Annotated in this window: 18 protein-coding genes; 11 read left to right on the top strand and 7 right to left on the bottom strand. The window is 69.4% G+C overall.

Going from position 1 to position 23,134, the window contains the following annotated elements; genetic code table 11:
* The first annotated feature begins 23 nt into the window (after positions 1-23).
* Positions 24-5,936 (top strand): M10 family metallopeptidase C-terminal domain-containing protein, encoded by a 5,913-nt coding sequence (locus ASG40_RS16085; protein WP_055888020.1) that lies wholly within the window; start codon positions 24-26, stop codon positions 5,934-5,936.
* Between the two features lie 175 nt (positions 5,937-6,111).
* Positions 6,112-7,119 carry a hypothetical protein gene (locus ASG40_RS16080; RefSeq protein WP_055888011.1) on the top strand — a complete coding sequence of 336 codons (1,008 nt, stop codon included), beginning with the start codon at positions 6,112-6,114 and terminating at the stop codon, positions 7,117-7,119.
* A 31-nt stretch (positions 7,120-7,150) separates the two neighbouring features.
* Here the strand turns inward: ASG40_RS16080 and ASG40_RS16075 are convergent, their stop codons facing one another.
* Positions 7,151-9,013: an ABC transporter transmembrane domain-containing protein gene (locus ASG40_RS16075; protein ID WP_055888118.1), complete on the bottom strand. Its 1,863-nt coding sequence runs from the start codon at positions 9,011-9,013 to the stop codon at positions 7,151-7,153.
* Between the two features lie 201 nt (positions 9,014-9,214).
* Here ASG40_RS16075 and rpmE point away from each other — a divergent pair, with 201 nt between their 5' ends.
* The gene (gene rpmE, locus ASG40_RS16070; protein ID WP_055888117.1) at positions 9,215-9,469 is read left to right on the top strand and encodes a 50S ribosomal protein L31; all 255 of its coding nucleotides are present in this window, start codon (positions 9,215-9,217) and stop codon (positions 9,467-9,469) included.
* A gap of 85 nt (positions 9,470-9,554) precedes the next feature.
* On the opposite strand, the gene rcdA is transcribed toward rpmE, so the two are convergent.
* On the bottom strand, positions 9,555-10,082 hold the full coding sequence (gene rcdA, locus ASG40_RS16065; RefSeq protein WP_055888008.1) for a protease adaptor protein RcdA: 528 nt from the start codon (positions 10,080-10,082) through the stop codon (positions 9,555-9,557).
* A 510-nt stretch (positions 10,083-10,592) separates the two neighbouring features.
* Here rcdA and rpmH point away from each other — a divergent pair.
* From rpmH to ASG40_RS16045, 5 genes are all read left to right on the top strand, one after another.
* Positions 10,593-10,727 (top strand): 50S ribosomal protein L34, encoded by a 135-nt coding sequence (gene rpmH, locus ASG40_RS20755; RefSeq protein WP_055947927.1) that lies wholly within the window; start codon positions 10,593-10,595, stop codon positions 10,725-10,727.
* Between the two features lie 111 nt (positions 10,728-10,838).
* A complete protein-coding gene (gene rnpA / locus ASG40_RS16060; protein WP_055888115.1) occupies positions 10,839-11,351 on the top strand; it encodes a ribonuclease P protein component in 513 nt (170 codons plus the stop codon).
* Positions 11,344-13,203 carry a membrane protein insertase YidC gene (gene yidC / locus ASG40_RS16055; RefSeq protein WP_055888005.1) on the top strand — a complete coding sequence of 620 codons (1,860 nt, stop codon included), beginning with the start codon at positions 11,344-11,346 and terminating at the stop codon, positions 13,201-13,203. The genes rnpA and yidC overlap by 8 nt, the downstream gene beginning before the upstream one ends.
* Positions 13,204-13,259: 56 nt before the next feature.
* Positions 13,260-13,910 carry a ribosome biogenesis GTP-binding protein YihA/YsxC gene (gene yihA, locus ASG40_RS16050; RefSeq protein WP_055888002.1) on the top strand — a complete coding sequence of 217 codons (651 nt, stop codon included), beginning with the start codon at positions 13,260-13,262 and terminating at the stop codon, positions 13,908-13,910.
* On the top strand, positions 13,907-14,299 hold the full coding sequence (locus tag ASG40_RS16045) for a DUF423 domain-containing protein (RefSeq protein ID WP_055887999.1): 393 nt from the start codon (positions 13,907-13,909) through the stop codon (positions 14,297-14,299). The genes yihA and ASG40_RS16045 overlap by 4 nt, the downstream gene beginning before the upstream one ends.
* Positions 14,300-14,321: 22 nt before the next feature.
* Here ASG40_RS16045 and ASG40_RS16040 read toward each other — a convergent pair whose 3' ends face one another.
* The 3 genes from ASG40_RS16040 to clpB all read right to left on the bottom strand — a co-directional run bounded on the left by ASG40_RS16040 (position 14,322) and on the right by clpB (position 19,276).
* Positions 14,322-14,933 carry a carboxymuconolactone decarboxylase family protein gene (locus ASG40_RS16040; protein WP_055887997.1) on the bottom strand — a complete coding sequence of 204 codons (612 nt, stop codon included), beginning with the start codon at positions 14,931-14,933 and terminating at the stop codon, positions 14,322-14,324.
* Positions 14,934-14,996: 63 nt separating this feature from the next.
* Complete coding sequence (locus ASG40_RS16035; protein WP_055887995.1) at positions 14,997-16,442, bottom strand: short-chain fatty acid transporter; 1,446 nt, start codon at positions 16,440-16,442, stop codon at positions 14,997-14,999.
* A gap of 203 nt (positions 16,443-16,645) precedes the next feature.
* Complete coding sequence (gene clpB, locus ASG40_RS16030) at positions 16,646-19,276, bottom strand: ATP-dependent chaperone ClpB (protein WP_055887992.1); 2,631 nt, start codon at positions 19,274-19,276, stop codon at positions 16,646-16,648.
* A 324-nt stretch (positions 19,277-19,600) separates the two neighbouring features.
* On the opposite strand from clpB, the gene ASG40_RS16025 reads away from it, so the two are divergent.
* Complete coding sequence (locus ASG40_RS16025) at positions 19,601-20,389, top strand: MOSC domain-containing protein (protein ID WP_055887990.1); 789 nt, start codon at positions 19,601-19,603, stop codon at positions 20,387-20,389.
* 30 nt (positions 20,390-20,419) lie between these two features.
* On the opposite strand, the gene ASG40_RS16020 is transcribed toward ASG40_RS16025, so the two are convergent.
* The gene (locus ASG40_RS16020) at positions 20,420-20,695 is read right to left on the bottom strand and encodes a hypothetical protein (RefSeq protein ID WP_055887987.1); all 276 of its coding nucleotides are present in this window, start codon (positions 20,693-20,695) and stop codon (positions 20,420-20,422) included.
* Positions 20,696-20,992: 297 nt separating this feature from the next.
* Positions 20,993-21,202: a hypothetical protein gene (locus tag ASG40_RS16015; RefSeq protein ID WP_055887985.1), complete on the bottom strand. Its 210-nt coding sequence runs from the start codon at positions 21,200-21,202 to the stop codon at positions 20,993-20,995.
* 151 nt (positions 21,203-21,353) lie between these two features.
* On the opposite strand from ASG40_RS16015, the gene argB reads away from it, so the two are divergent.
* Positions 21,354-22,250: an acetylglutamate kinase gene (gene argB / locus ASG40_RS16010; protein ID WP_055887982.1), complete on the top strand. Its 897-nt coding sequence runs from the start codon at positions 21,354-21,356 to the stop codon at positions 22,248-22,250.
* 139 nt (positions 22,251-22,389) lie between these two features.
* Positions 22,390-23,121, top strand: a complete 732-nt coding sequence (locus ASG40_RS16005) for a pyrimidine 5'-nucleotidase (protein WP_055887980.1) — start codon at positions 22,390-22,392, stop codon at positions 23,119-23,121.
* The last annotated feature ends 13 nt before the right edge of the window (positions 23,122-23,134 follow it).

Here is a 23,134-nt window from a genome sequence, read left to right as displayed (position 1 = left end):
TCCACGGTTCCGGGTTTCTTGCGATGTGCGTATTCTGCGGCCAGACCCACCCGACGGTCGCCTATGCCCTGGGATCGGGAAGCGGCACCACCGCCACCGCGTCGGAGGCGTCCGGCACGGCGACGTTCACGTCCGTGTCACGCACCGCCGACGTCGACGTCAACGGCCTGCTGTACGGCACGAAGTGGGCCGGGACCGCGCTCACGGTGTCGTTCCCCGACGTCTATGACGATTACGGGACCGGCTACTACGATCAGGGCGCGGCGAGCCGCATGGCCGTGCTGACGGCCGCGCAACAGACGGCCGCGCGGGCGGTGCTGGCCAACGTCGCCGCCGTCTCCAACCTCGCCCTCACGGAGATCGCCGAGACCGCGAGCGTCCACGCCAACATCCGGCTGGCGAACTCGGGCGCGCCCTCGACGTCCTACGCCTATCTGCCGGGGTCGAGCCTGTCGGGCGATGTCTTCTTCGGCAACATCGCCGGGAGCGTGCCGGTGGCGGGCACCTACGCCTACCACACCTACCTCCACGAGATCGGGCACGCCCTCGGCCTGAAGCACGGCCACGACACCGGTTCGTTCGGCGCGATCTCGCGCCCGATGGATGCGATGGAATACTCGGTGATGACCTATCGCTCCTACGTCGGCGCGCCCCTCACCGGCTATCGCAACGAGTCCATAGGCTACGCCCAATCGCTGATGATGCTCGACATCGCAGCCCTGCAGACCCTCTACGGCGCCGACTACACCACCCAGGCCGGCGACACGGTCTACAGCTTCAGCGCCACCACGGGCGTCATGTCCATCGACGGGGTCGCCCAGGACGCGGTGGCCGGCAACCGCGTGTTCAGGACCATCTGGGACGGCGGCGGCAACGACACCTACGACTTCTCCAACTACACGACCCACCAGACGATCGACCTCGGCGCCGGGGCCGGCAGCACGATGTCGACCGCCCAGATCGCCTATCTCGGCGGCCCGTCCGCACGCGCCAACCTCTACAACGCCCTCCTGTTCGCCGGGAACGTCGCATCCCTCATCGAGAACGCCGTCGGCGGCGCGGGCAACGACCTCATCACCGGCAACCAGGCGGCCAACATCCTGTCAGGCGGCGCGGGCAACGACACCCTCGATGGCGGCATCGGCGACGACACCCTGATCGGCGGCGCCGGTGACGACACCTACCGCCTCGGCGACGCCGGTGACGTGGTGACGGAACTGGCCGGCGGCGGCACGGATACGGTGCTGGCCGCCTTTGGCCTCACCCTCGCGGACGACATCGAGAACGCCACCCTCACCGGCACGGCGGCGGTGAACGCCACCGGCAACGCCCTGGCCAACCTGCTCACCGGAAACGCCGCCGCCAACGTCCTCGACGGCGGCGCGGGCAACGACACCCTCGACGGCGGCGCCGGTGCCGACGCGCTCACCGGCGGGCTCGGCGACGATGTCTACGTCGTCGATTCCACGGGCGACACCGTGACGGAACTGGCCGGGGCGGGCATGGACACCGTGCGCGCCGGTATCGCCTACGTGCTGGGCCTCAACCTCGAGAACCTGGTGCTGACCGGCACCGCCTCCGTCGCCGGGACCGGCAACGGGCTCGCCAACGCGCTCACCGGCAACGCGGGCGCCAACGTCCTCGACGGGATCACCGGCACCGACACCCTGGCGGGGGGCGCGGGCAACGACACCTACATCGTCGACGGCGACGACGTCGTCGTCGAGGGCGCCGGCGGCGGGACGGACACCGTCCGGTCCTCGGGAAGCCACGTCCTCGGCAGCGAGGTCGAGGTGCTGGTGCTCACCGGCACCGCCGCCATCGACGGCACCGGCAACGCCCTGGCCAACACGCTCACCGGCAACGCCGGCGCCAACGTCCTCGACGGCGGCATCGGGGCCGACCGCATGGCCGGAGGCGCGGGCGACGACACCTATCGCGTCGACGCCACCGGCGACGTGGTGACGGAACTGGCCAACGGCGGCACCGATACGGTGTCCGCCTCCGTCGGCTACGTCCTGCTCGCCAACCTCGAGAACCTCACCCTGACCGGCAACGCCGCCATCGACGCCACCGGCAACATGCTGGCCAACGTCCTCACCGGAAACGCCGCGGCCAACCGCCTCGACGGCGGCCTCGGAGCCGACACCATGGCCGGCGGGCTCGGCGACGACACCTACCGGGTCGACAACCTGGGCGACGTCGTCACGGAGGCGTCCAACGGCGGCACCGACCGGGTCGAGGCATCCGTCGGCCACACCCTCGGCGGCGACGTCGAGATCCTGACGCTCACCGGCACCGGCGCCATCTCAGGCACGGGCAACGGTCTTGCCAACCTCATCACCGGCAACGGCGGCGCCAACCTCGTCGACGGCGCGGCCGGCGACGACACCATGGCCGGCGGCCTCGGCAACGACACCTACCGCGTCGACAGCGCCGGCGACATCGTCATCGAGCTCACGGCGGGGGGGATCGACACCGTCGAAGCCGCCGCCAGCTACGTCCTGGGCGCACAGGTCGAGTACCTCGTGCTCACGGGCTCCGCCGCCATCGGCGGGACCGGAAACGCGCTGGCCAATCGCATCACCGGCAACGGTGCGGGCAACACGCTGACGGGCGATGCCGGCGACGACACCCTCGACGGCGGCGCCGGCGACGACGTCCTGGTCGGGGGGCTGGGCAACGACACCTATCGCATCGACAGCGCGAGCGACGTTGTCACCGAGGCGGCCGGTGGCGGCACCGATACGGTCGAGGCGGCGGCGACCTACACCCTCGGCGACGCAATCGAGGGCCTCGTCCTCGTCGGTGCCGCGGCCATCGCCGGCACCGGCAACGTCCTGGCCAACGCCATCGCCGGTAACACGGCGGCCAATCGCATCGACGGCGGCGCCGGTAACGACACCCTCGACGGCGGCGCCGGCGCCGATACGCTGGTCGGCGGGCTCGGCGACGACACCTTCAGGGTCGACGCGGCCGGCGACGTGGTCACCGAAGCCGCCGGCGAGGGCACCGACACGGTGATCGCGACGGTCGGATACATCCTGTCGGGCGAGGTGGAAGCCCTGACCCTGGCCGGGTCGGCGGCGATCAACGGCACCGGCAACGGGCTCGCCAACCTCATCACCGGCAACACCGGCGCCAACATCCTGGACGGCGGCGCCGGCAGCGATACCCTCGCGGGCGGGCTCGGCGACGACACCTACCGGATCGACACCGTGGCGGACGTGGTGATCGAGGCGGCGGCCGCGGGCACCGACACCGTACAGGCCTCCTTCGACGTCACGCTCGGGGCCAACCTCGAGAACCTGCAGCTTCTGGGCTCGGCCGCCGTCAACGGGACCGGCAACGCACTGGCCAACGCCATCACCGGCAACGCCGGGGCCAACCTCATCGACGGCGGTGCGGGCGCCGATCGCATGGCGGGAGGGCTCGGGGACGACGTCTACAGGGTCGACAACGCCGGCGACATGGTCACCGAGACGGCCTCGGGCGGAACCGACACGGTGCAGGCCGGCATTTCCGCGACCCTCTCCGCCTTCGTCGAGAACCTGACGCTCACCGGCAGCCTGGCGATTTCGGGAACCGGCAACACCCTCGCCAACCGTCTCGTCGGCAACGGGGCCGCCAATACCCTCGACGGGGCCTCGGGCGCCGACACCATGGCCGGTGGGGCGGGCAACGACATCTACCGGGTCGACTCCGCCCTCGACGTGACCACGGAACTCGCCGGCGAGGGCACCGACACGGTCCTGGCGTCGACCGGATACACCCTCGGCGACAACGTGGAGAATCTGACGCTCGGCGGCACCGCCGCCCTCTCGGGCACCGGCAACGCCCTGTCCAACCTCGTCACCGGCAACGCGGGCGCCAACCTCCTCGACGGCGGCGCGGGCGCCGATACCCTGGCCGGCGGGCTCGGCAACGACACCTACCGGGTCGACGATGCCGGGGACGTCGTCACCGAAATCGCCGGGGGCGGCACCGACACCGTCGAGACCCTCGTCAGCCTGACCCTCGCGGCACAGGTCGAGGCCCTGACCCTCGCCGGCAGCGCTGCGATCGACGGCACCGGAAACGCGCTCTCCAACCTCCTCACCGGCAACGATGCGGCCAACGTCCTCGACGGCGCGGGCGGCGACGACACCTTCGAGGGCGGCGCCGGGGCCGACACCCTGATCGGCGGGCTGGGCAACGACAGTTACCGCGTCGGTGCCGGCGACGTGATCACCGAGGCGGCGGGCGGGGGCATCGATACGGTCCTCTCGGCCATCACATGGACCCTCGCGGGCGAGATCGAGACCCTCACCCTCACCGGGACCGGCGCCGTCGACGGTACCGGCAATGCGCTCTCGAACCGCATCACCGGCAACGCCGCCGCCAACACCCTGGCGGGCGACGCCGGCAACGATACCCTCGACGGCGGAGCCGGTGCCGACACCCTGGTGGGCGGGCTGGGCGACGACACCTATCGCATCGTCGATAGCGGCGACGTCGTCACGGAACTGACGGGAGGTGGCATCGACACGGTGGAGGCGGCGCTGAGCCTCGTACTGGCCGACTTCGTCGAGAACCTGGTCCTGACCGGGGTCACGGCCCTCTCGGGCACCGGCAACGGCCTCGCCAACCGCCTCACCGGCAATGCCGGCGCCAACCTCATCGACGGAGGGGCGGGCGCGGACACCATGACCGGCGGCCTGGGCAACGACACCTACCGGGTCGACGACAGCGGCGACGTCGTCGTCGAACTCGCCGGCGGCGGCAGCGACCTCGTCGAAACCGGCCTGAGCCATACGCTGTCGGCGCAGGTGGAAAACCTCACCCTCACCGGCTCGGGCGCCATCGACGGCACCGGCAATGCGCTGGCCAACGTCATCACCGGCAACGCAGCCACCAACGTCCTCGACGGCGGCGCCGGCAGCGACAGGATGGCCGGTGGGCTCGGCGACGACACCTATCTCGTCGACATGGCGGCCGACGCGGTGATCGAGGCGGCCGGCGGCGGAACCGACACCGTTCGGTCCTCCGCCAGCGTCACCCTGGCCCTCAACGTGGAGAACCTCACCCTGGTCGGCACCGCCGCCATCGCCGGAACCGGAAACGCGCTGGCCAACGTCATCCTCGGCAATGGGGCCGCCAATAGCCTCGACGGCGGCCTCGGAGCCGATTCGATGGCCGGCGGCCTCGGCAACGACACCTACCGGGTCGACAACGCCGGGGACGTGGTCACCGAAGCGGCGGCATCGGGCACCGATACGGTCCTGACGGCGTCCAGCTACACGCTGAGCGACCACGTCGAGGCGTTGACGCTCACCGGAAGCCTGGCGGCCGATGCCACCGGCAACGGGCTTGCCAATGTCATCACCGGCAACGGCGCCGCCAACCTCCTCGACGGCGGCGCGGGTGCCGACACGATGGTCGGCGGAGCCGGCAACGACACCTATGTCCTCGATTCGCTGTCGGACGTGGTCAGTGAAGGCGCCAGCGCCGGAACCGACAGCGTCCGCAGCGCCGTCACCCATACCCTCGGGGCGAACGTCGAGAACCTCACCCTGCTCGGGAGCGCCGACATCGACGGCACCGGCAACGCCCTCGCCAACCGGATCCTCGGCAACGACGCGGTCAACGCCCTGTCGGGAGCGGCCGGCGACGACGTCCTGCGGGGCGCCGGCGGAGACGACCGTCTCACCGGCGGGCTGGGCCGGGACATCTTCACCTACGACGCCTTCGACTTCGGGGCCGACACCATCCTCGACTTCCTCTCCGGGACCGACCGGATCGACCTGCGCGGGTCCGGCATCGATACCGTCGCGGATCTCTCGTTCTCGGCCTCCGGCGGCGACCTCCTGATCTCGTTCGAGGGAGTGGACGACACGATCACGATGGCCGGCCTCTCGTCCCTCCAACTCGCCACGTCAGACCTCCTGTTCGCATGAGGATCCGCCCCGCCCCGATCGCCGCCGCCCCCTCGCCCTGCGGCGGCGGGTTCGACGCGAGGGCGCGTCATCGCCTCCCGATGCATGGGATGAGCGAACCGATACCGGGCGGTATTTCCCGATCGATCGTTTCGACGCATGGTGTCGTCATGGCCGGCGGCAAGGTCGAAGCGTCATGAAACAGGTCATGCTGGCGACCCTGGGTTGTCTTTTGTCGGCGTTGTTCTGCTTTGGCGCCGACGGTTACTCGTTCTCGACCTACCTGTCCGACCGCGGCGGTTGCAACGCCCAGCGGCAGATCCTCGACGGTCGCCTGAAGGAACTCCGGCTCGACGTCGCCTCGTCCCAGAAGGCCGGTCGCAGTGCGAGCGTCGACCTGTTCGGGAAGCCGGCGGCGGACTGGTCGGAGGCCGACATCCGCGAGGTCCTGGCGGCCTACGGCTACTGCGAGGAACAACTCTTCCTGCGCAATGTCGAAGGGACCACGCACCGTAAAAATCGGGAATCGATGCGCAGGGACTACGAGGTACTGATCGCGCGCGGCGCGGCGCGGATCGAGGAGAGCCTGCGGGAGATCATCGCCGCCGGCCGCAGCGAGGCCGCCAAGACCGGCGCCCAGGCGACGGGCCAGCGCCGACCGAACCGCGACGGTCCTCCGGGCGATCGCTGGAACCGAGACGGGGTCCGGCCCTCAGCCGCCGCCGAGGGCGAGCCGGGCGAACGGTTGCCGGACTCGACGACCGACCTCAGCGAGGCGGAACGGACGAGGCAGTCCGAGATCCGGGCCGGTCTCCTGCAGGATGCCCGCCGCACCGCCCTCGAACGGGAGCGCGACCGCCTGCGCGCGCAGATCCCGCCCTCCGACCGGCCCGTGCCCGCTGGTCCCATCGCATCCGCACCGGAGAAGACCGCCGACGCCTTCGCCTTCGCGCCCCGGCCGATCGTCGACCGAACCCAATGCGCGGTGACGCGGGAGGGCTTCGACCAGGTCCAGCGCGGGATGCCGCTCGAACGCGTCGAGGCGGTGATCGGGTGCCGGGGGACGCTGACCACCACCACGATGTCGGCCGACCTCGGCAAGGTCGAGGTGATGCTCTGGGACGACCGCCGCAGCAGCGGCGCCATCACGGTTCAGTTCCTCAACAACGTGGTCTTCGCGAAGAGCCAGGTCGGGCTGAACTGACGGGACCCGCGACTGCGCGGCTAGGCTCTCCTCACTCCGCCGCCGGCCTCGCCGCGCGCAGAGCCTGCGCCGCCCGGCTCCGCGCGATGTCGCCGTGGGCATCGGTGAACTGGAGCGCGGCGAGCTGTGCGTAGAGCGCGCCCTCGGCCAGCAGGCTGTCGTGGGTGCCCGATTCGACGATGCGGCCGCCGTCGAGGACGAGGATGCGGTCCGCCGAGCGGATCGTGGCGAGGCGGTGAGCGATGACGATGGTGGTGCGCCCGCGCATCAGCGTGTCGAGGGCGCTCTGCACCGCGCGCTCGCTTTCCGCGTCCAGGGCCGAGGTCGCCTCGTCGAGGAGCAGGATCGGCGCATCCTTCAGGATCGCGCGGGCGATGGCGACGCGCTGGCGCTGGCCGCCCGAGAGCGTGACGCCGCGCTCGCCCACCACGGTGTGGTAGCCCTGCGGCAGGGCCTGGACGAAGCCGTCGGCATGGGCGAGTTCGGCCGCCCGCCTGACGTCGGCCTCGGTGGCGCTCGGCCGGCCGTAGGCGATGTTCTCGAACACCGTGCCGGAGAACACCGTCGGGTCCTGCGGCACCAGGGACAGGCGCTGGCGCAAGGCGTCCGGATCGGCCTTCGCGATGTCGACGCCGTCGATGCGCACGCAGCCCGAGACCGGATCGTAGAACCGCAGGATGAGCTGCAGGACCGTGGTCTTGCCGGCGCCCGAGGGGCCGACGAGGGCGACCCGCTCGCCGCGGGACACGGAAAAGTCGATCCCGTCGAGAGCCGCGTGCTCGGGCCGGGTCGGATAGGAGAAGCGCACCGCCTCGAAGGCGAGTTCGCCGCGCGAGGGCGACGGCATCGCGACGGGGGCGTCGGGCGCGCGGATCACCGGCTCGGCGGCCAGGATCTCGCCCAGCCGCTCGGCCGCACCGGCCGCCTGGGCGAGTTCCCCGTAGACCTCGGAGAGCTGGCCGAGCGCACTGGCACCGAAGACGGCGTAGAGCACGAACTGCGAGAGCTGGCCGGCGGTCATGGTGCCCGCCAGCACCCCTTGCGCGCCGTACCACATCACCCCGACGACGCTCGACGAGATGAGGAAGATCGCCACCCCCGTCAGGAGCGAGCGCGCCCGCACCGAATCGCGGGCGGCCCCGTAGGCGTTCTCGGAGGCCTGCGCGAAGCGGCCGGCCGTGGTCCGGCCCATGCCGAAGGCCTGCATCGTCCGGATCGAGCCCACCGCCTCGGAGGCGTAGGCCGAGGCCTCGGCGAGGCGGTCCTGCGCGGCCCGCGAGCGGCGCCGCACCCCGCGCCCCGACAGGATCAGCGGAAACACGATGAGCGGGATCGCCACGAGCACGAGGACCGACAATCGCGGGCTGGTGATGACCATCATGACGACGGCGCCCACGAACAGGAAGGCGTTGCGCAGGAGGATCGAGATCGAGATCCCGAACACCGACTTGACCTGCGTCGCGTCCGCGGTCAGCCGCGAGATGATCTCGCCCGATTGCGACCGGTCGAAGAAGGCCGGGTCCAGCACCGTCAGGCGGCGGAAGACGGCGCTGCGCAGATCGGCCACCACACGCTCGCCGAGCGTCACCACCGTGTAGTAGCGGGCGGCACTCGACAGCGCGAGCACGGCCACGACGCCGAGGAGGCCGGCGAAATAGGCGTCGATGACGGGCGCGTTCTCCGCCGAGAAGCCGTGGTCGATCACCCGGCGCATGGCGATGGGCACCACCAGGGTGGCACCGGAGGCGACGAGGAGCGCCAGGAACGCCGCCACGATCCGGCCGCGGTAGACCGCCGCGAACGGAACGAGCGGCTTCAACGACCCCAGGGGCGCCTTCGAACGATTGTCCTGGCCGGAGGTCTGGCCGGAGCTGCGGTCGGATTTACGGGCCATCATGCCTCTGGAGGATCCACGGATATGACATGGGACGGGCGCGGAACACCGAAATCCCGCCGTCCCGGCCGAGCGGACACGGATGGCCGCTTGTTCGTTCCGGAGCGGTGAGGTATAGGCGCGGCTTCATCCGATTGCGCGTGATCTATGGCCGCGGGCCGCCAGGCGGGCCGGTCGGCGTGGCTATTGAAGGACTTCGTCATGGCAAAGAGTGCGGCCGACAAGGCCAAGGGTACCGAGCATCCCGACTACCACTTCATCAAGGTCGTGATGACCGATGGGTCGGACTACATGACCCGGTCGACCTACGGCAAGGAGGGCGACACCCTCAACCTCGACATCGATCCCAACACGCACCCGGCCTGGACCGGCGGCGAGCAGAAGATGCTCGATCGCGGCGGTCGCGTGTCGCGCTTCAACTCGCGCTTCGGCAGCCTCTCGTTCGGCAAGAAGTAAGGCCTTTCCCGCTCCTGCTGGACCGGGCGGCGAAAACAGGCGGTGCCCGACACGGGGCACCGCCTGTTTTCGTTCGGCCGCCAAATCAGTGCGCGGTGTTGAAGGTCGTGCGCAGGAGGTCGTGCTGGGCCGCCACCGGGCTGATGCGGGCGACCGGCGTCGGGCGGTCGTCGCAGATCAACGCGTCGAGGTGCAGGACGCGGGCATGGAGGCGGCGCGTGCGCACGATGAGGTCCTGCAGGCGCGTCGGCAGCAGCGTCCCGGCATCGGCCCGCGGCAGGTCGGGCGTGGTCAGCCGCACGCGGGTCTTTTCCTGCATCGCCTGGGAGGCGCTGATCTCGCCCTCGGCCACGGCGCGCTGCACGAGGAGCCAGGAGGCGATCTGCATCAGGCGGGTGGTGAGGCGCATGCTCTCGCTGGCGTAGGCGAGGGTGCCGTCCCGCGACAGCAGGCGCGATTCCTCGCGGCCCTGCCCGTCGAGATAGGCCGCCGCTTCCTCGACGATGGCCATGCCCTCGCGGAACAGCCCCTTGAACGCCTCGGAGGCCAGGTAGGTCGTCCCGAAATCGACCCAGTCCCGCTCGTCCCGGAAGGTGACGTCGAACCCGTTCATGGTGCCCCCTGTGCCAAGGCCGGATCGTTGCCGTTCCGAAATGGAACGCGACCCCTGCCGCTGCAGCCCATGTGGCAAACCTAGCGCCGAACGCGCCCCGGCGCGTCGCTAACCGTGTGTTAACGTTAAGGGACAGGGCGGGCGCCGGACAAAAAAATGCCGCCTCGGGTGGGCGGCATGTGTCGAGTCGTCAGGAGGCATCGCGCGAGCGGACCGGAAACCCCGTTCCACATCCAGAACCCTGGACGACCCGATCGTGCCACCGGCATGGTTAACCGAGGGTTAAGGCCTCACCTGCGCGCTCGCCCGAAGGTTCCCGCGAGGGGTCCGCCGCCGGGGAAACGGAATTGACTTGAGCCCCCCCTTCCGCCATAAGCCGCGCCATCGCGACGCCGCGCCCCTTGTGGGCGCCCTTCGCGCTTGCAGACACATTCTTGGAGCGAGCCTCAGGATGTCGCGCGTGACCTTTCGGGTCCGCCGTCCCGGCTCTGTTCCGTCGGAGATCGCGCGATGAAAAGAACCTACCAGCCCAGCAAGCTCGTGCGGAAGCGTCGTCACGGCTTTCGTGCGCGCATGGCTACCGCCGGCGGCCGCAAGGTCATTGCCGCGCGCCGCGCTCACGGCCGCAAGAAGCTTTCGGCCTGATCGACCGGTCGCGCCGTTGGACGACGGCGCATCGGCAGGATGATCAGCGTCCAGGATCGGCGGCTCGGGCTTGACCGGGCCGGAGCGTGTGCGGCCGAGGTCGAGCGAACCGTGTCGACGATCGAACGCCTGAAGAAGCGCTCCGATTTTCTCTCCGCTGCCGGCGGGCGCAGGTTTCATACCGACCGCATGACGGCACAGGGGATCCTGCGACCCAACCCCGATCCCGCCGGTCTGAGGATCGGCTTCACCGTCACCAAGCGGGTCGGACACGCCACCGAGCGCAATCGCATCAAACGACGCCTGCGCAGCGTGGTGGAGCAGGCTGCGCGCGACCTGCCGGACGTTGCCGCCGACGTGGTCCTCGTGGCCCGCCGTCCGAGCCTGCACGCCCCCTTCGGTGTCCTCGTCGACGAACTGCGCCGCGCTGTAGGCGCCGTGACGAAACCGCGGTCCGCAATCCAGCCCGATACCGGCTCGGCCCGCCCTTCCCGGAGCGGATCCCGATCGCGCGGCCGGCCCACGGGCACCGCCCCCTCCGATCTTTCGGCAAAGCCGGTCGATTCCTCGCCGCTGCCGCCCTCCCCTCCCGCCAACCTGTGTGACGGATCGACCGATGGGTAATGACAAGACGAACATGATCGTCGCGATCGCCCTGTCGCTGGCGGTCCTGCTCGGTTGGAACTACTTCATCGCCGCGCCGCGAGTGGAGCAGCAGCGTCAGGCGGCGCTGCTCGAGAAGGCGGCCCAGGGTCAGGCCGCGACCGGACAGGCTGGCGTCGACGGTGTCCCGACTCCGAGTCCCAAGGAGGGCCAGCCCTCTTCGCCGATCCCCGGCACCCTCGGCAGCCCGACGCAGACGGTCGAATCGCGCGAGGCCGCCCTGGCGCGCTCGCCGCGCGTGCGCATCGAGACGCCGGCCCTGTCCGGCTCGGTGTCGCTCAAGGGCGGCCGCATCGACGACGTCCTGCTCAAGGGCTACCACGAGACCGTCGACGACAAGAGCCCGCGCATCGTGCTGCTGTCGCCCACCGGCAGCGCCAACCCCTATTTCGCCGAGTTCGGCTGGGTCGGCCAGAATGCCGGTCCTCTGCCCACCGGCGAGACCGTCTGGACCGCCGACGGCACCGTGCTGTCGCCTGGCACGCCCCTGACCCTGACCTTCGACAACGGCGCCGGCCTCGTCTTCAAGCGGGTCCTGACCGTCGACGACAAGTTCATGTTCACGGTGCGCGACGAGGTCGAGAACAAGAGCGCCAACCCGGTCACGCTCTACCCCTACAGCCTCGTCTCCCGTTGGGGAAAGCCGCAGACGCAGGGGTTCTACGTCCTGCACGAAGGCATGATCGGCGTGCTCGGCGGCGAAGGACTGCAGGAATACACCTACGACCACGTCGCCAAGGAGCCGCCCTACGGCAACGGCGGCACCAAGGGTAAGGCCTGGGCCAACGTGACGGGCGGCTTCGTCGGCATCACCGACAAGTATTGGGCCGCCGCCGCCATCCCCGACCAGGCCGAGGCCTACACCGGCGCCTTCACCGAGCGCACCGACGGGGCCACCAAGGTCTACCAGGCCAGCGTGCGCGGCGACGGCCGCACCATCGCACCGGGCGCGTCTCTGGGCGCGACCCAGCGCCTGTTCGCCGGCGCCAAGGAAGTCAACGCGATCACCACCTACGAGAAGGATCTCGGCATCAAGCAGTTCGATCTGATGATCGACTGGGGCTGGTTCCACTTCATCACCAAGCCGATGTTCCGGGCTCTGGACTTCTTCTTCCACCTGTTCGGCAATTTCGGCGTCTCGATCCTGGTCGTGACCCTCCTGCTCAAGATCCTGTTCCTGCCCATCGCCAACAAGTCCTACAAGTCCATGGCCAAGATGAAGGCCGTGCAGCCCGAGATGCTCTCCATCCGCGAGCGCTACGGCGACGACAAGATGAAGCAGCAACAGGCGATGATGGAGCTGTACAAGAAGGAGAAGATCAACCCGGTTGCCGGCTGCTGGCCGGTGCTGATCCAGATCCCGGTGTTCTTCGCGCTCTACAAGGTCTTGTTCATCACCATCGAGATGCGGCACGCGCCGTTCTTCGGCTGGATCCAGGACCTGGCCGCGCCCGATCCGACGAGCCTTCTCAACCTGTTCGGCCTGCTGCCCTACGCGGCACCGGACTTCGTCCACCTTGGCATCTGGCCCATCATCATGGGCATCACGATGTTCATCCAGATGAAGATGAACCCCGCGCCGCCGGACCCGGTGCAGGCGCAGATCTTTACCTTCATGCCGATCGTGTTCACCTTCATGCTCGGCTCGTTCCCCGCCGGCCTGGTGATTTACTGGGCCTGGAACAACACCCTCTCGGTGATCCAGCAGTACGTCATCATGCGCCAGAACGGGGTGAAGGTGGAGCTGTGGGACAACTTGAGCGGGATGGTGAAGAAGAAGCCCGCCGACAAGGTCCCGACCGTCAAGAGCTGACCTTTCCGGTCGATGGAGGGGGCGAGCCTCATCCATCCACCTGCCGGAGCCGCACCATGTCCCAAGAGAACGACGATGCGGCCCTCCTGGAGTCGGGCCGCCTGCTGTTCGCAGGCGTGGCCGACTTCCTGTCCTCGGCGCCGACCGTCGCGGCGCTGCCGCCGATGAAGGGCGTCGAGATCGCCTTCGCCGGGCGATCGAACGTCGGCAAGTCGAGCCTCGTCAACGCGCTGACAGGCCGCAACACCCTGGCGCGGACCTCGCACACGCCCGGCCGCACCCAGCAGCTCAACTTCTTCGACATCGGCGGACGGCTCACCCTCGTCGACATGCCCGGCTACGGCTACGCCAAGGTCGAGAAGGCCAAGGTCGAGGCCTGGACCGACCTGATCCACGACTACCTCAAGGGCCGGGCCAACCTCGCCCGCGTCTTCATGCTGATCGATTCGCGCCACGGGCTGAAGAGCATCGACACCGACGTCCTCGACGGCCTCGACAAGGCCGCGGTGAGCTACCAGATCGTCCTGACCAAGGGCGACGCCCTTAGGAAATCCGAGATCGCGGCACGGATCGCGGGCGTGCAAGAGGCGCTGTCGAAGCGCCCGGCCGCCTACCCCGAGATCCTGATCACCTCGAGCCGCGACGACAGCGGCGTGCCGGAGCTGCGCGCCAGCGTGGCCCGCCTGCTCGCGGAGCGCGGCGCATGAGGCTCGCGCTGCCGGACCGCATTCTGCTGGCACTCGGCGCGCTGGCGGGGCTGCTCGGGGTCGTCGCCAGCGCGGCGGCGGCCCATTCGGGTGGCGCGGAATCCCTCAAGACGGCGGCGCAGTTCCTGCTGTTCCATGCGCCCGTCGTGATCGGGCTCGTGGCGCTGAGCCAGAGCGGGGCCACCCATCGGCTCGTCACACGCTCGGCGGCCGTCGCCGTCGTGCTCGGGCTCGCGCTGTTCTGTGGCGATCTCGCCCTGCGTGCGCTCTACGGGACCCCGCTGTTTGCGATGGCGGCGCCGACGGGTGGTCTCGTCCTGATGGCCGGCTGGGGACTCGCCGCCGTGGCGGCTTTCGTCCCCGCCGGCCCCCGGGCGGGAAGACCCTGAGGACACTGCCCGGGCCGCCATTCTACTTGATCAGCGGTGGCAGTTGCGGACTCGCGCCGTCCGGCAGGGCCGTCTGCGCCGTGTTCATCGTCATGGCGAGCAAGGTGTAATAGCCGTTGATGCCGGCCATCTCGATCGCGCCCTGCTCCCCGAACGCGGCGACCACGCGCTTGTAGGTAGCGTCGCTCACCGCCTTGTTGTGGTGCAGTTCCGTCGAGAAGGCATAGGTAAGCGCTTCCTCCTCGCCCATGGCGTCGGGCCGGCGCCCTTCCTGGATCGCGGTGACGATGGCGGGGTCGAGACCGGCCTTGAGGGCAATCGGCTGGTGAATGTGCCATTCGAGTTGCTGGGTCCACTCCCGCGCCGTGATGAGGATCACCATTTCGCTCAGGCGCAACGGGAGGACGCTGCGATAGCGCAGGTGCAGGCCCATGTTGCTGGCGTTGGTCATCAGCTCCGGGCTGCGCAGCAGCGGTACGAACGGGCCGAAGACCGGCACCTTTCGCGCGCTCAGGAAGGCGTCGGACGCCTTCCTCTGCGCCTCCGTCTGTCGATCGGCCAGAATCTCGGGCAGGCGATCCTCAGCCATGACGCCCCCCGCTCCGGTCAGGAGCATGACGCCCGCGAGCAGCATTCTGGAGACCATGTCCGGTGACCTTTCGGCGTGGCTGACGGGGTTCGATGCGGCGATCGGGGGCTACGGCATCACCGGCGGGTGATAGGTCAGCGTGAAGGCCAGCGCCCAGAGCAGGAACAGCACCACCGGCAGGTGGACGAGGAGCTGCAGGAAGCTGAAGCCGACGATATCGCGGGCCTTGAGGCCGAGGATGCCGAGAAGCGGCAGCATCCAGAACGGGTTGATGAGGTTGGGCAGGGCTTCGGCCGCGTTGTAGACCATCACCGCCCAGCCGAGGTGCACCTGAAGCTCGTTGGCCGCCTGCATCACGTAGGGCGCTTCCAAGAGCCACTTGCCGCCGCCCGACGGCACGAAGAAGCCGAGCACCGCCGAGTAGACGCCCATGGAGATCGGGAAGCTGCCGGTGGTGTTCAGGCTCACGAAGGCATGCGTGATCACGTCCGACACCGAGGTGCCGGCGGCGTTCTTGGCCCCGGTCAGCATGGCGCTGATGGCGGCGTAGAGCGGGAACTGGATCAGGATGCCGGCGGTGGCCGGGACCGATTTGGCGACCGCACGCAGGAAGCGGATCGGCCGCCAGTGCAGCAGCAGGCCGAGGGTGATGAAGATCAGGTTGTAGGTGTTCAGGTTCGAGATCGCGGTGATCCAGGATTGGCGCGCGAACTCCTGCCAGATCCAGCCCGCCGCCAGGATCACGAGCAGGATGTTGAGGATCGGCCAATGCTCCAGTCGTTCGCCGGGCTGGGAGGGGGCCTCTATCGTCTCTTCCTCGCGGGCGACGTCGATTCCCAGGTCCTGCGCGGTCACGGCGGTGTCACGGCCCGGCGCCGAGGCGATGGCGATCACCACCGAGATCACGAACAGGATCGCGGCCACCAGCATCGACTGCCACAAGAAGATGGTCTCGCTGAAGGGAATCACGCCGGTGATCGGCAGCAGGGACTTCGGCAGGCTGGCCGGGTTGGCCTGGAGCTGCGCGGCCGACGAACTGAGGCCCATGGCCCAGGTCGCCCCGAGGCCGAGGTAGGCCGCCGCCCCGGCGGCGCGGTAGTCCATCCGCAGTTCGGTGCGCCGGGCCAGCGCCCGGGCCAGCAGGCCGCCGAAGATCAGGCTCAGGCCCCAGCTCAGGAACGACGACAGCATGGTCGCGGCCGCCACGAAGCCTACGGCGGCGGTACCGCTGTTGGGCACGCGGGCGAGGCGGTCGATCAATCTCTGCACCGGGGGCGCGGTGGCCACGACGTAGCCGCCGATGGTCACGAAGGCCATCTGCATGGTGAAGGGGATCAGGCTCCAGAAGCCGTCGCCGAAGCTCTTGGCGATCGCCATGGGCGGGGCGCCGTTGGCCACCGCTCCGAGCGCGACGATCACCACCGCGATCGCCACGAAGACGAAGGCATCGGGGAACCAGCGCTCGGCCCAGGCGGTGAATCGGATGCCGAGTTGGGCGAGGGCACCGTCGGTGGCCGCACCTGCGGCGGTCCGCTTCGGGTCTGGCGATGGCATGGGTGGCCCCTCGTGTCGTGCCGGTCACGCGCTGCCGACGACGCGCCGGTGTCGCAAAAACGAGGGGCGGGCTCAACCCATGCTGGCGAATCGGTCCCGTCAAACGGCCGCAATCGTCATGGATCGCAGGACATGGATCGCAGGACAAAGAAGGCCGCCGACCCCGGTGCAGGGTCGGCGGCCTCTTTTTGGTCCAGCGAGCCTCAGTTGAGCGTCGCGGAGGCCGGTCGCCTCTTCTCGCCGATGGCCCGGTCGCCGATCATCAGGCCGAGCGGCCCGAGATCGATCGTCAGGGCCTCGCCGTCGTGGACGACCCCTTCGAGGATCAGCTGCGCCAGCGGGTCCTGGATCGCCTTCTGGATCACGCGCTTCAGAGGCCGCGCGCCGTAGGCGGCGTCGTAGCCCTTGTCGGCGAGCCAGTCGCGGGCGTCCGGGGCCACCGTGAGGGTGATCTTGCGATCCTCCAGCAGGGTCTGCAGCCGGCCGAGCTGGATCTCGACGATCGCCCCCATCTCCGACCGGCGCAGGCGGTGGAACAGGATGATCTCGTCGATCCGGTTCAGGAACTCCGGCCGGAAATGCCGGCGCACCATCCCCATCACCTCTTCGCGCACGCCCTCCGTCTCCTCGTTCTCCGCCTGGTTCACGAGGTATTCGGCCCCGAGATTCGAGGTCATGATGAGGAGCGTGTTGCGGAAGTCCACCGTCCGCCCCTGCCCGTCCGTGAGCCGGCCGTCGTCGAGCACCTGCAGCAGGACGTTGAACACGTCCGGATGCGCCTTCTCGATCTCGTCGAACAGCACGACCTGGTAGGGCCGGCGGCGCACCGCCTCCGTCAGCGCCCCGCCCTCCTCGTAGCCGACGTAGCCGGGAGGCGCGCCGATGAGCCGGGCGACCGAGTGCTTCTCCATGTACTCCGACATGTCGATGCGCAGGAGCGCCGTCTCGTCGTCGAACAGGAAGCCGGCCAGCGCCTTGGTCAGCTCGGTCTTGCCGACGCCGGTCGGGCCGAGGAACATGAACGAGCCGGTCGGCCGGTTGGGGTCCTGAAGGCCGGCGCGCGCCCGGCGCACGGCCGTGGAGACCGCCTCCACCGCCTCGCGCTGGCCGACCACGCGCTTGGCCAAGGCCTCTTCCATGGCCAGCAGCTTCTCGCGCTCGCCCTCCAGCATCTTGTCGACGGGCACGCCGGTCCAGCGCGAGACGACGCCCGCGATGTGGGCCGGCGTCACCGCCTCCTCGACCATGCCGTCGCGGCCGGCGCCGGCCTCCGCCTTGGCCTCGATCTCGGCGAGCTGCTTCTCCAGCCCGGGAATCGCGCCGTAGGCGAGCTCGCCCGCACGCTGGTACTGGCCCTGGCGCTGGGCGCTGGCGAGTTCGGTGCGGGCCTCGTCGAGGCGCTTCTTTAGGTCGGCGGCGGCACCGAGCTTGTCCTTCTCCGCCTTCCAGCGGGCGGTGATGGAGGAGGATTGCTCCTCGAGGTCGGCGAGTTCGCGCTCCAGCCGCGCGAGCCGGTCGCGGGAGGCCGAATCCGTCTCCTTCTTCAGCGCCTCGCCCTCGATCTTGCGGCGCACGATCTCGCGGTCGACGTTGTCGAGTTCCTCGGGCTTGGAATCCACCTGCATGCGCAGGCGCGATCCGGCCTCGTCCATCAGGTCGATGGCCTTGTCGGGCAGGAAGCGGTCGGTGATGTAGCGGTTCGACAGGGTCGCGGCCGCCACCAGCGCCGCATCCTGGATGCGCACGCCGTGGTGCTGCTCGTACTTCTCCTTGATGCCGCGCAGGATCGAGACGGTGTCCTCGACGGTGGGCTCGGAGACGAACACCGGCTGGAAACGCCGCGCCAGGGCCGCGTCCTTCTCGACGTGCTTGCGGTACTCGTCCAGCGTGGTGGCGCCGACGCAGTGCAGTTCGCCGCGCGCCAGCGCCGGCTTGAGCAGGTTCGAGGCGTCCATCGCCCCGTCGGCCTTTCCGGCCCCCACGAGGGTGTGCATCTCGTCGATGAACAGGATGATGCCGCCGGCCGCCGCGGTGACTTCGGCCAGGACCGCCTTCAGACGCTCCTCGAACTCGCCGCGATACTTCGCGCCGGCGATGAGCGACCCCATGTCGAGGGCGAGCAGGCTCTTCTCCTTGAGCGATTCGGGCACGTCGCCGTTGACGATGCGCAGCGCCAGCCCCTCGATGATCGCGGTCTTGCCGACGCCCGGCTCGCCGATGAGCACCGGGTTGTTCTTGGTGCGCCGCGACAGCACCTGGATGGTGCGGCGGATCTCCTCGTCGCGGCCGATCACCGGGTCGAGCTTGCCCTCGCGCGCCGCTTCCGTGAGGTCCCGGGCATACTTCTTGAGCGCGTCGTAGGCGTTCTCGGCGGTGGCGTTGTCGGCGGTGCGGCCCTTGCGCAGGGCGTTGATGGCGGCGTTGAGCGAATTGGCGGTGACGCCGGCGGCGGCCAGGGCGCGGCCGGCCTCGGTGTCCTTCTCGACGGCGATGGCGAGGAGCAGGCGCTCCACCGTCACATAGGAATCGCCGGCCTTCTGGGCCGCCTTCTCGGCGGTGTCGAACAAGCGCATCAGCTCGCGCGTCGCCTGCGGCTGGGACGCGTTGCCGGACACCTGCGGCTGCTTGGCGAGCCATTGCTCGGTCTGCATCAGGGCGACGCGGGACTGGCCGCCGGCCCGGTCGATCAGGCCCGCGCACAGGCCCTCGGGATCGTCGAGGAGCGCCTTGAGCAGGTGGCCCGGCTGGAACTGCGGGTGGCCCTCGCGCAAGGCGATGGTCTGCGCCGCCTGCAGGAAGCCGCGGGCGCGTTCGGTGTACATCTCGGCATTCATGCCATCGTTCCCCGTCATGAAGGACGTCAGGCTCGCCCGCCTCGGCAGCGCGGCCCCGTCACGACCCCGTCCTCCGGCTTTTCGCCGCGAGGGACCCCGGCACCCCATCGGCCGCCGGTGCACCGGATGTGGTGTTGCAAATTCGCATCACAAGAGGAGACCGCACGGAAAGGCGCGGCGGGATCGCGCCGGATGTCGGCTCGCGAAACCGCTGGGCACGCCCGCCGAACCGGCGTAGCGACGGCCGCGGGGATCGCCACGGATCTTGCTACCGATGGTGCAACAGCAGCCAGCCCTTCTCACCGACCCCATCAGGTGCGCGCCATGACCCCATCGACGTCCAAAACCGTCACGATCGCCGGCCTGTATCGCTATCCCGTCAAGGGCTTGAGCCCGGAGCTGCTGCACGAGGCCGTCCTGGAGCGGGACGGGTACTTTCCCCATGACCGCCTGTTCGCCATCGAGAACGGGCCGTCGGGCTTCGATCCCGGACGCCCGGCCCACGAGCCCAAGATCAAGTTCCTGATGCTGATGCGCCACGAGGCCCTGGCGCGCCTGGCGACCCGGTACGAGCCGGCCACCGGCGTCCTCACCATCGCCCAGGAGGGGCGCGTCGCCGTGGAGGCGGACCTCGCCGCCCCGGAGGGGCGCCGGGCCGTCGAGGCCTTCATGGCGGGCTACCTGCCCGACGCCCTGCGGGGCGAGCCGCGCCTGCTGGCGGCGCCCGAGGGGTTCCGTTTCACCGACTCCCCGCGCGGCTACGTCTCGCTGCTCAACCTGGCGAGCGTGGCGGCCCTGGAGGACATGACCGGAGTGCCGGTCGATCCGCTGCGCTTCCGCGCCAACCTGCACCTGACCGGTCTCGCGCCGTGGGCAGAACTCGACCTCGTCGGCCGTGTCTTGAACGGTCCGGACGGCGTGGTCCTGCGGGTGATCAAGCGGACGGAGCGATGCGCCGCGACCAACGTCGATCCGGCCACCGGTATCCGAGACCTCACGATCCCGCGCACCCTCGACCGGAACCTCGGGCACACCGATTGCGGGGTCTATGCCGAGGTCCTGGCGGGTGGACGCATCGCCGCCGGCGACGATGTCGTCCTCGCCGACGCCTGACCGCGTGACGGCCCGGATCGCCGAAGTCGATCAGATGCCGTCGCGATGCACCAGGACGATGGCCGCGGCATAGCCGGCTCGGCGCAGGTGGCGCAGATCCGAGTGCCGGCGCTCGCAGGTGATCTTGAGGTAGCGCGATTCGCCGCCCGTCATGCCCGTGGAGGCGGCCACCGTCTGGCCCTGCATCAGGCATTCGATCGGCGTGCGGACCGGCGAGACGATGACGTCGAGGGCGGTGTCGCGGGAGCAGTCGCGGGCCAGCAGCGTACCGGCACAGACGAGGGCAACGGATAACAGTTCAGGCATGACGGACCCCTTTTTCGAAAGTGGCGAATAAGGTCCGCGGGTTTTGCTCTGGCGTCCGAGCGGCCGCGTGATCGTTGCCTCGGTCGTTCCCCTCGTGGTGACCCTGCTTCTTGTCGGCCGACCGTACGTTCCGGTCGAATCCGCATCCTGCATGGCGTGTGCCAGGGTCGATCTTGGCGGTGGTCGTTCTTGGCGGTGGCCCTTCTTGGTGCTGGCCGTTCTTAGTGGTGGCAGGCGGCCCATGCACAGGTTGCAGGGTGCCGGCGATGGGGACGCCCGCGCGGGCGTCCCTCTCGGTCAGCCGCGCGGCGAGAGCCAGACCGGCTCGGGCAGGTCGCGGGGCAGCAGGGCCGCGACGGCGTCGAGATCGACGACGTAGCGTTCCGTGAGCAGACGCCAGACGTCGGCCTTGGTCTGGGCGAGGCCGGCGATGTCGCCGAGCGCGGTGGCCAGGACCGAGGTCGCCGTGAGAACCGGGCGAGCGTGGGTGAGATCGGGGTTCAGCATCGGCTCGTGATCCTGTCAGACACGACCTGAGAGTGTGCCCGCACGGTTAATCGTCGGTTACCGGTACAGTTTTCGGGGTCGGACGGGTTCGCAGGGCGCGTGCGCTGCGCTAGACCCCCTCCCGCCGTCACGCAGACCCCGAGTCGCCGCGATGAAAGAACCCCTGCCGAACGTCCACGTCCGGGCGGAAGTCCTGGTGCAGGCGCTGCCGCACATGCAGCGCTACGACCAGGAGATCGTGGTCATCAAGTACGGTGGCCACGCCATGGGCGATGCCGCGGCGGCGGAGGATTTCGCCGAGGACATCGTGCTCCTCGAGCAGTCAGGCCTGAAGCCGATCGTGGTGCACGGCGGCGGCCCGCAGATCGGCCGCATGCTCGGTCGCCTGGGCATCCAGTCCGAGTTCAAGGGCGGCTTGCGCGTCACCGACGAGGCCACCGTGGAGGTGGTCGAGATGGTGCTGGCCGGCTCGATCAACAAACAGATCGTCGGCTGGATCTCGGCCGAGGGCGGCCGGGCCATCGGCCTGTGCGGCAAGGACGGCAACATGGTGCGCGCCAGGAAGGCGATGCGCACCATCATCGACCCCGACAGCCGGACCGAGCAATCGGTGGACCTCGGCCTCGTCGGAGAGCCCGAGCACGTCGAACGCGGCGTCCTCGACGCGGTGCTCAAGGCCGAGCTGATCCCGGTGCTGGCCCCGGTCGCGTTCGGGGCGGACGGCCAGACCTACAACGTCAACGCCGACACCTTCGCGGGCGCCATCGCCGGATCGCTGCGGGCCAAGCGCCTCCTGCTGCTCACCGACGTGCCCGGCGTCCTCGACAAGGAGGGCAAGCTGATCCCGGAGCTCTCGGTGGAGGATTGCCGGCGGCTGGTGGCGGACGGGACGATCACCGGCGGCATGATCCCCAAGATCGAGACCTGCATCTACGCCATCGAGCAGGGGGTCGAGGCCGTGGTCATCCTCGACGGCAAGGTCGGACACGCGGTGCTGCTCGAACTCTTCACCGACTACGGTGCCGGCACCCTGATCCGACGCAGCTGACCGCACGCGCACCGGCTCCCGCCCCGAGCGGCGAGCCGGAGCGCGATGCATTGCGCATGACCGATTTGGTCACTACCAACAGTCACGCTATCGTCGGTGCCCGAAGCCGGCCGTCATCCCGCGAACCCCGCGAACCACCTTGTTTCTTCCAGGCGAGAGCCATTTCACCGCCGCCGCGTCCCGCGGATTCTCCGATGTCGACACCTGGGTGTTCGATCTCGACAACACGCTCTATCCGAGCGACGCGATGGTCTGGCCACAGGTCGACGAGCGCATCACGCTCTACGTCATGCGCCTCTACGGCCTCGACGGCCTCTCCGCCCGCGCGCTGCAGAAGTATTTCTACCATCGCTACGGCACGACGCTGAAGGCGTTGATGATCGAGGACGCGATCGACCCGCACGACTTCCTCGATTTCGCCCACGACATCGACCATTCGACCATCAGCCTCGACCCGGCGCTGGGCGATGCGATCGAGCGGCTGCCGGGGCGCAAGCTCATCCTCACCAACGGCTCGCGGCGGCACGCCGAGGACGTGGCGCGCAAGCTCGGCATCCTCGATCACTTCGAGGACGTGTTCGACATCGCGGCCGCCGACTTCATCCCGAAGCCCGAGCGGTCGACCTACGAGCGCTTCCTCGCACGCCACGGCGTCGATCCGCGCCGCTCGGCCCTGTTCGAGGACATCGCCCGCAACCTCGTCGTGCCCCACGAGATCGGCATGGCGACCGTGCTGGTGGTGCCCCGCACCCTCGACCCGTTCCGCGAAGCCTTCGAGCAGGAGGCGGTGCAGGAAACGCACATCGACCACATCACCAACGATCTCGCCGGCTTCCTGAGCGAACGGGTCCTGCCGGTCGCCGGGTCCTGAGGGGCCAAACCTG

Source organism: Methylobacterium sp. Leaf399 (assembly GCF_001424525.1).
Lineage (GTDB): Bacteria > Pseudomonadota > Alphaproteobacteria > Rhizobiales > Beijerinckiaceae > Methylobacterium.
This window is presented reverse-complemented; position numbering and strand designations above follow the sequence as displayed.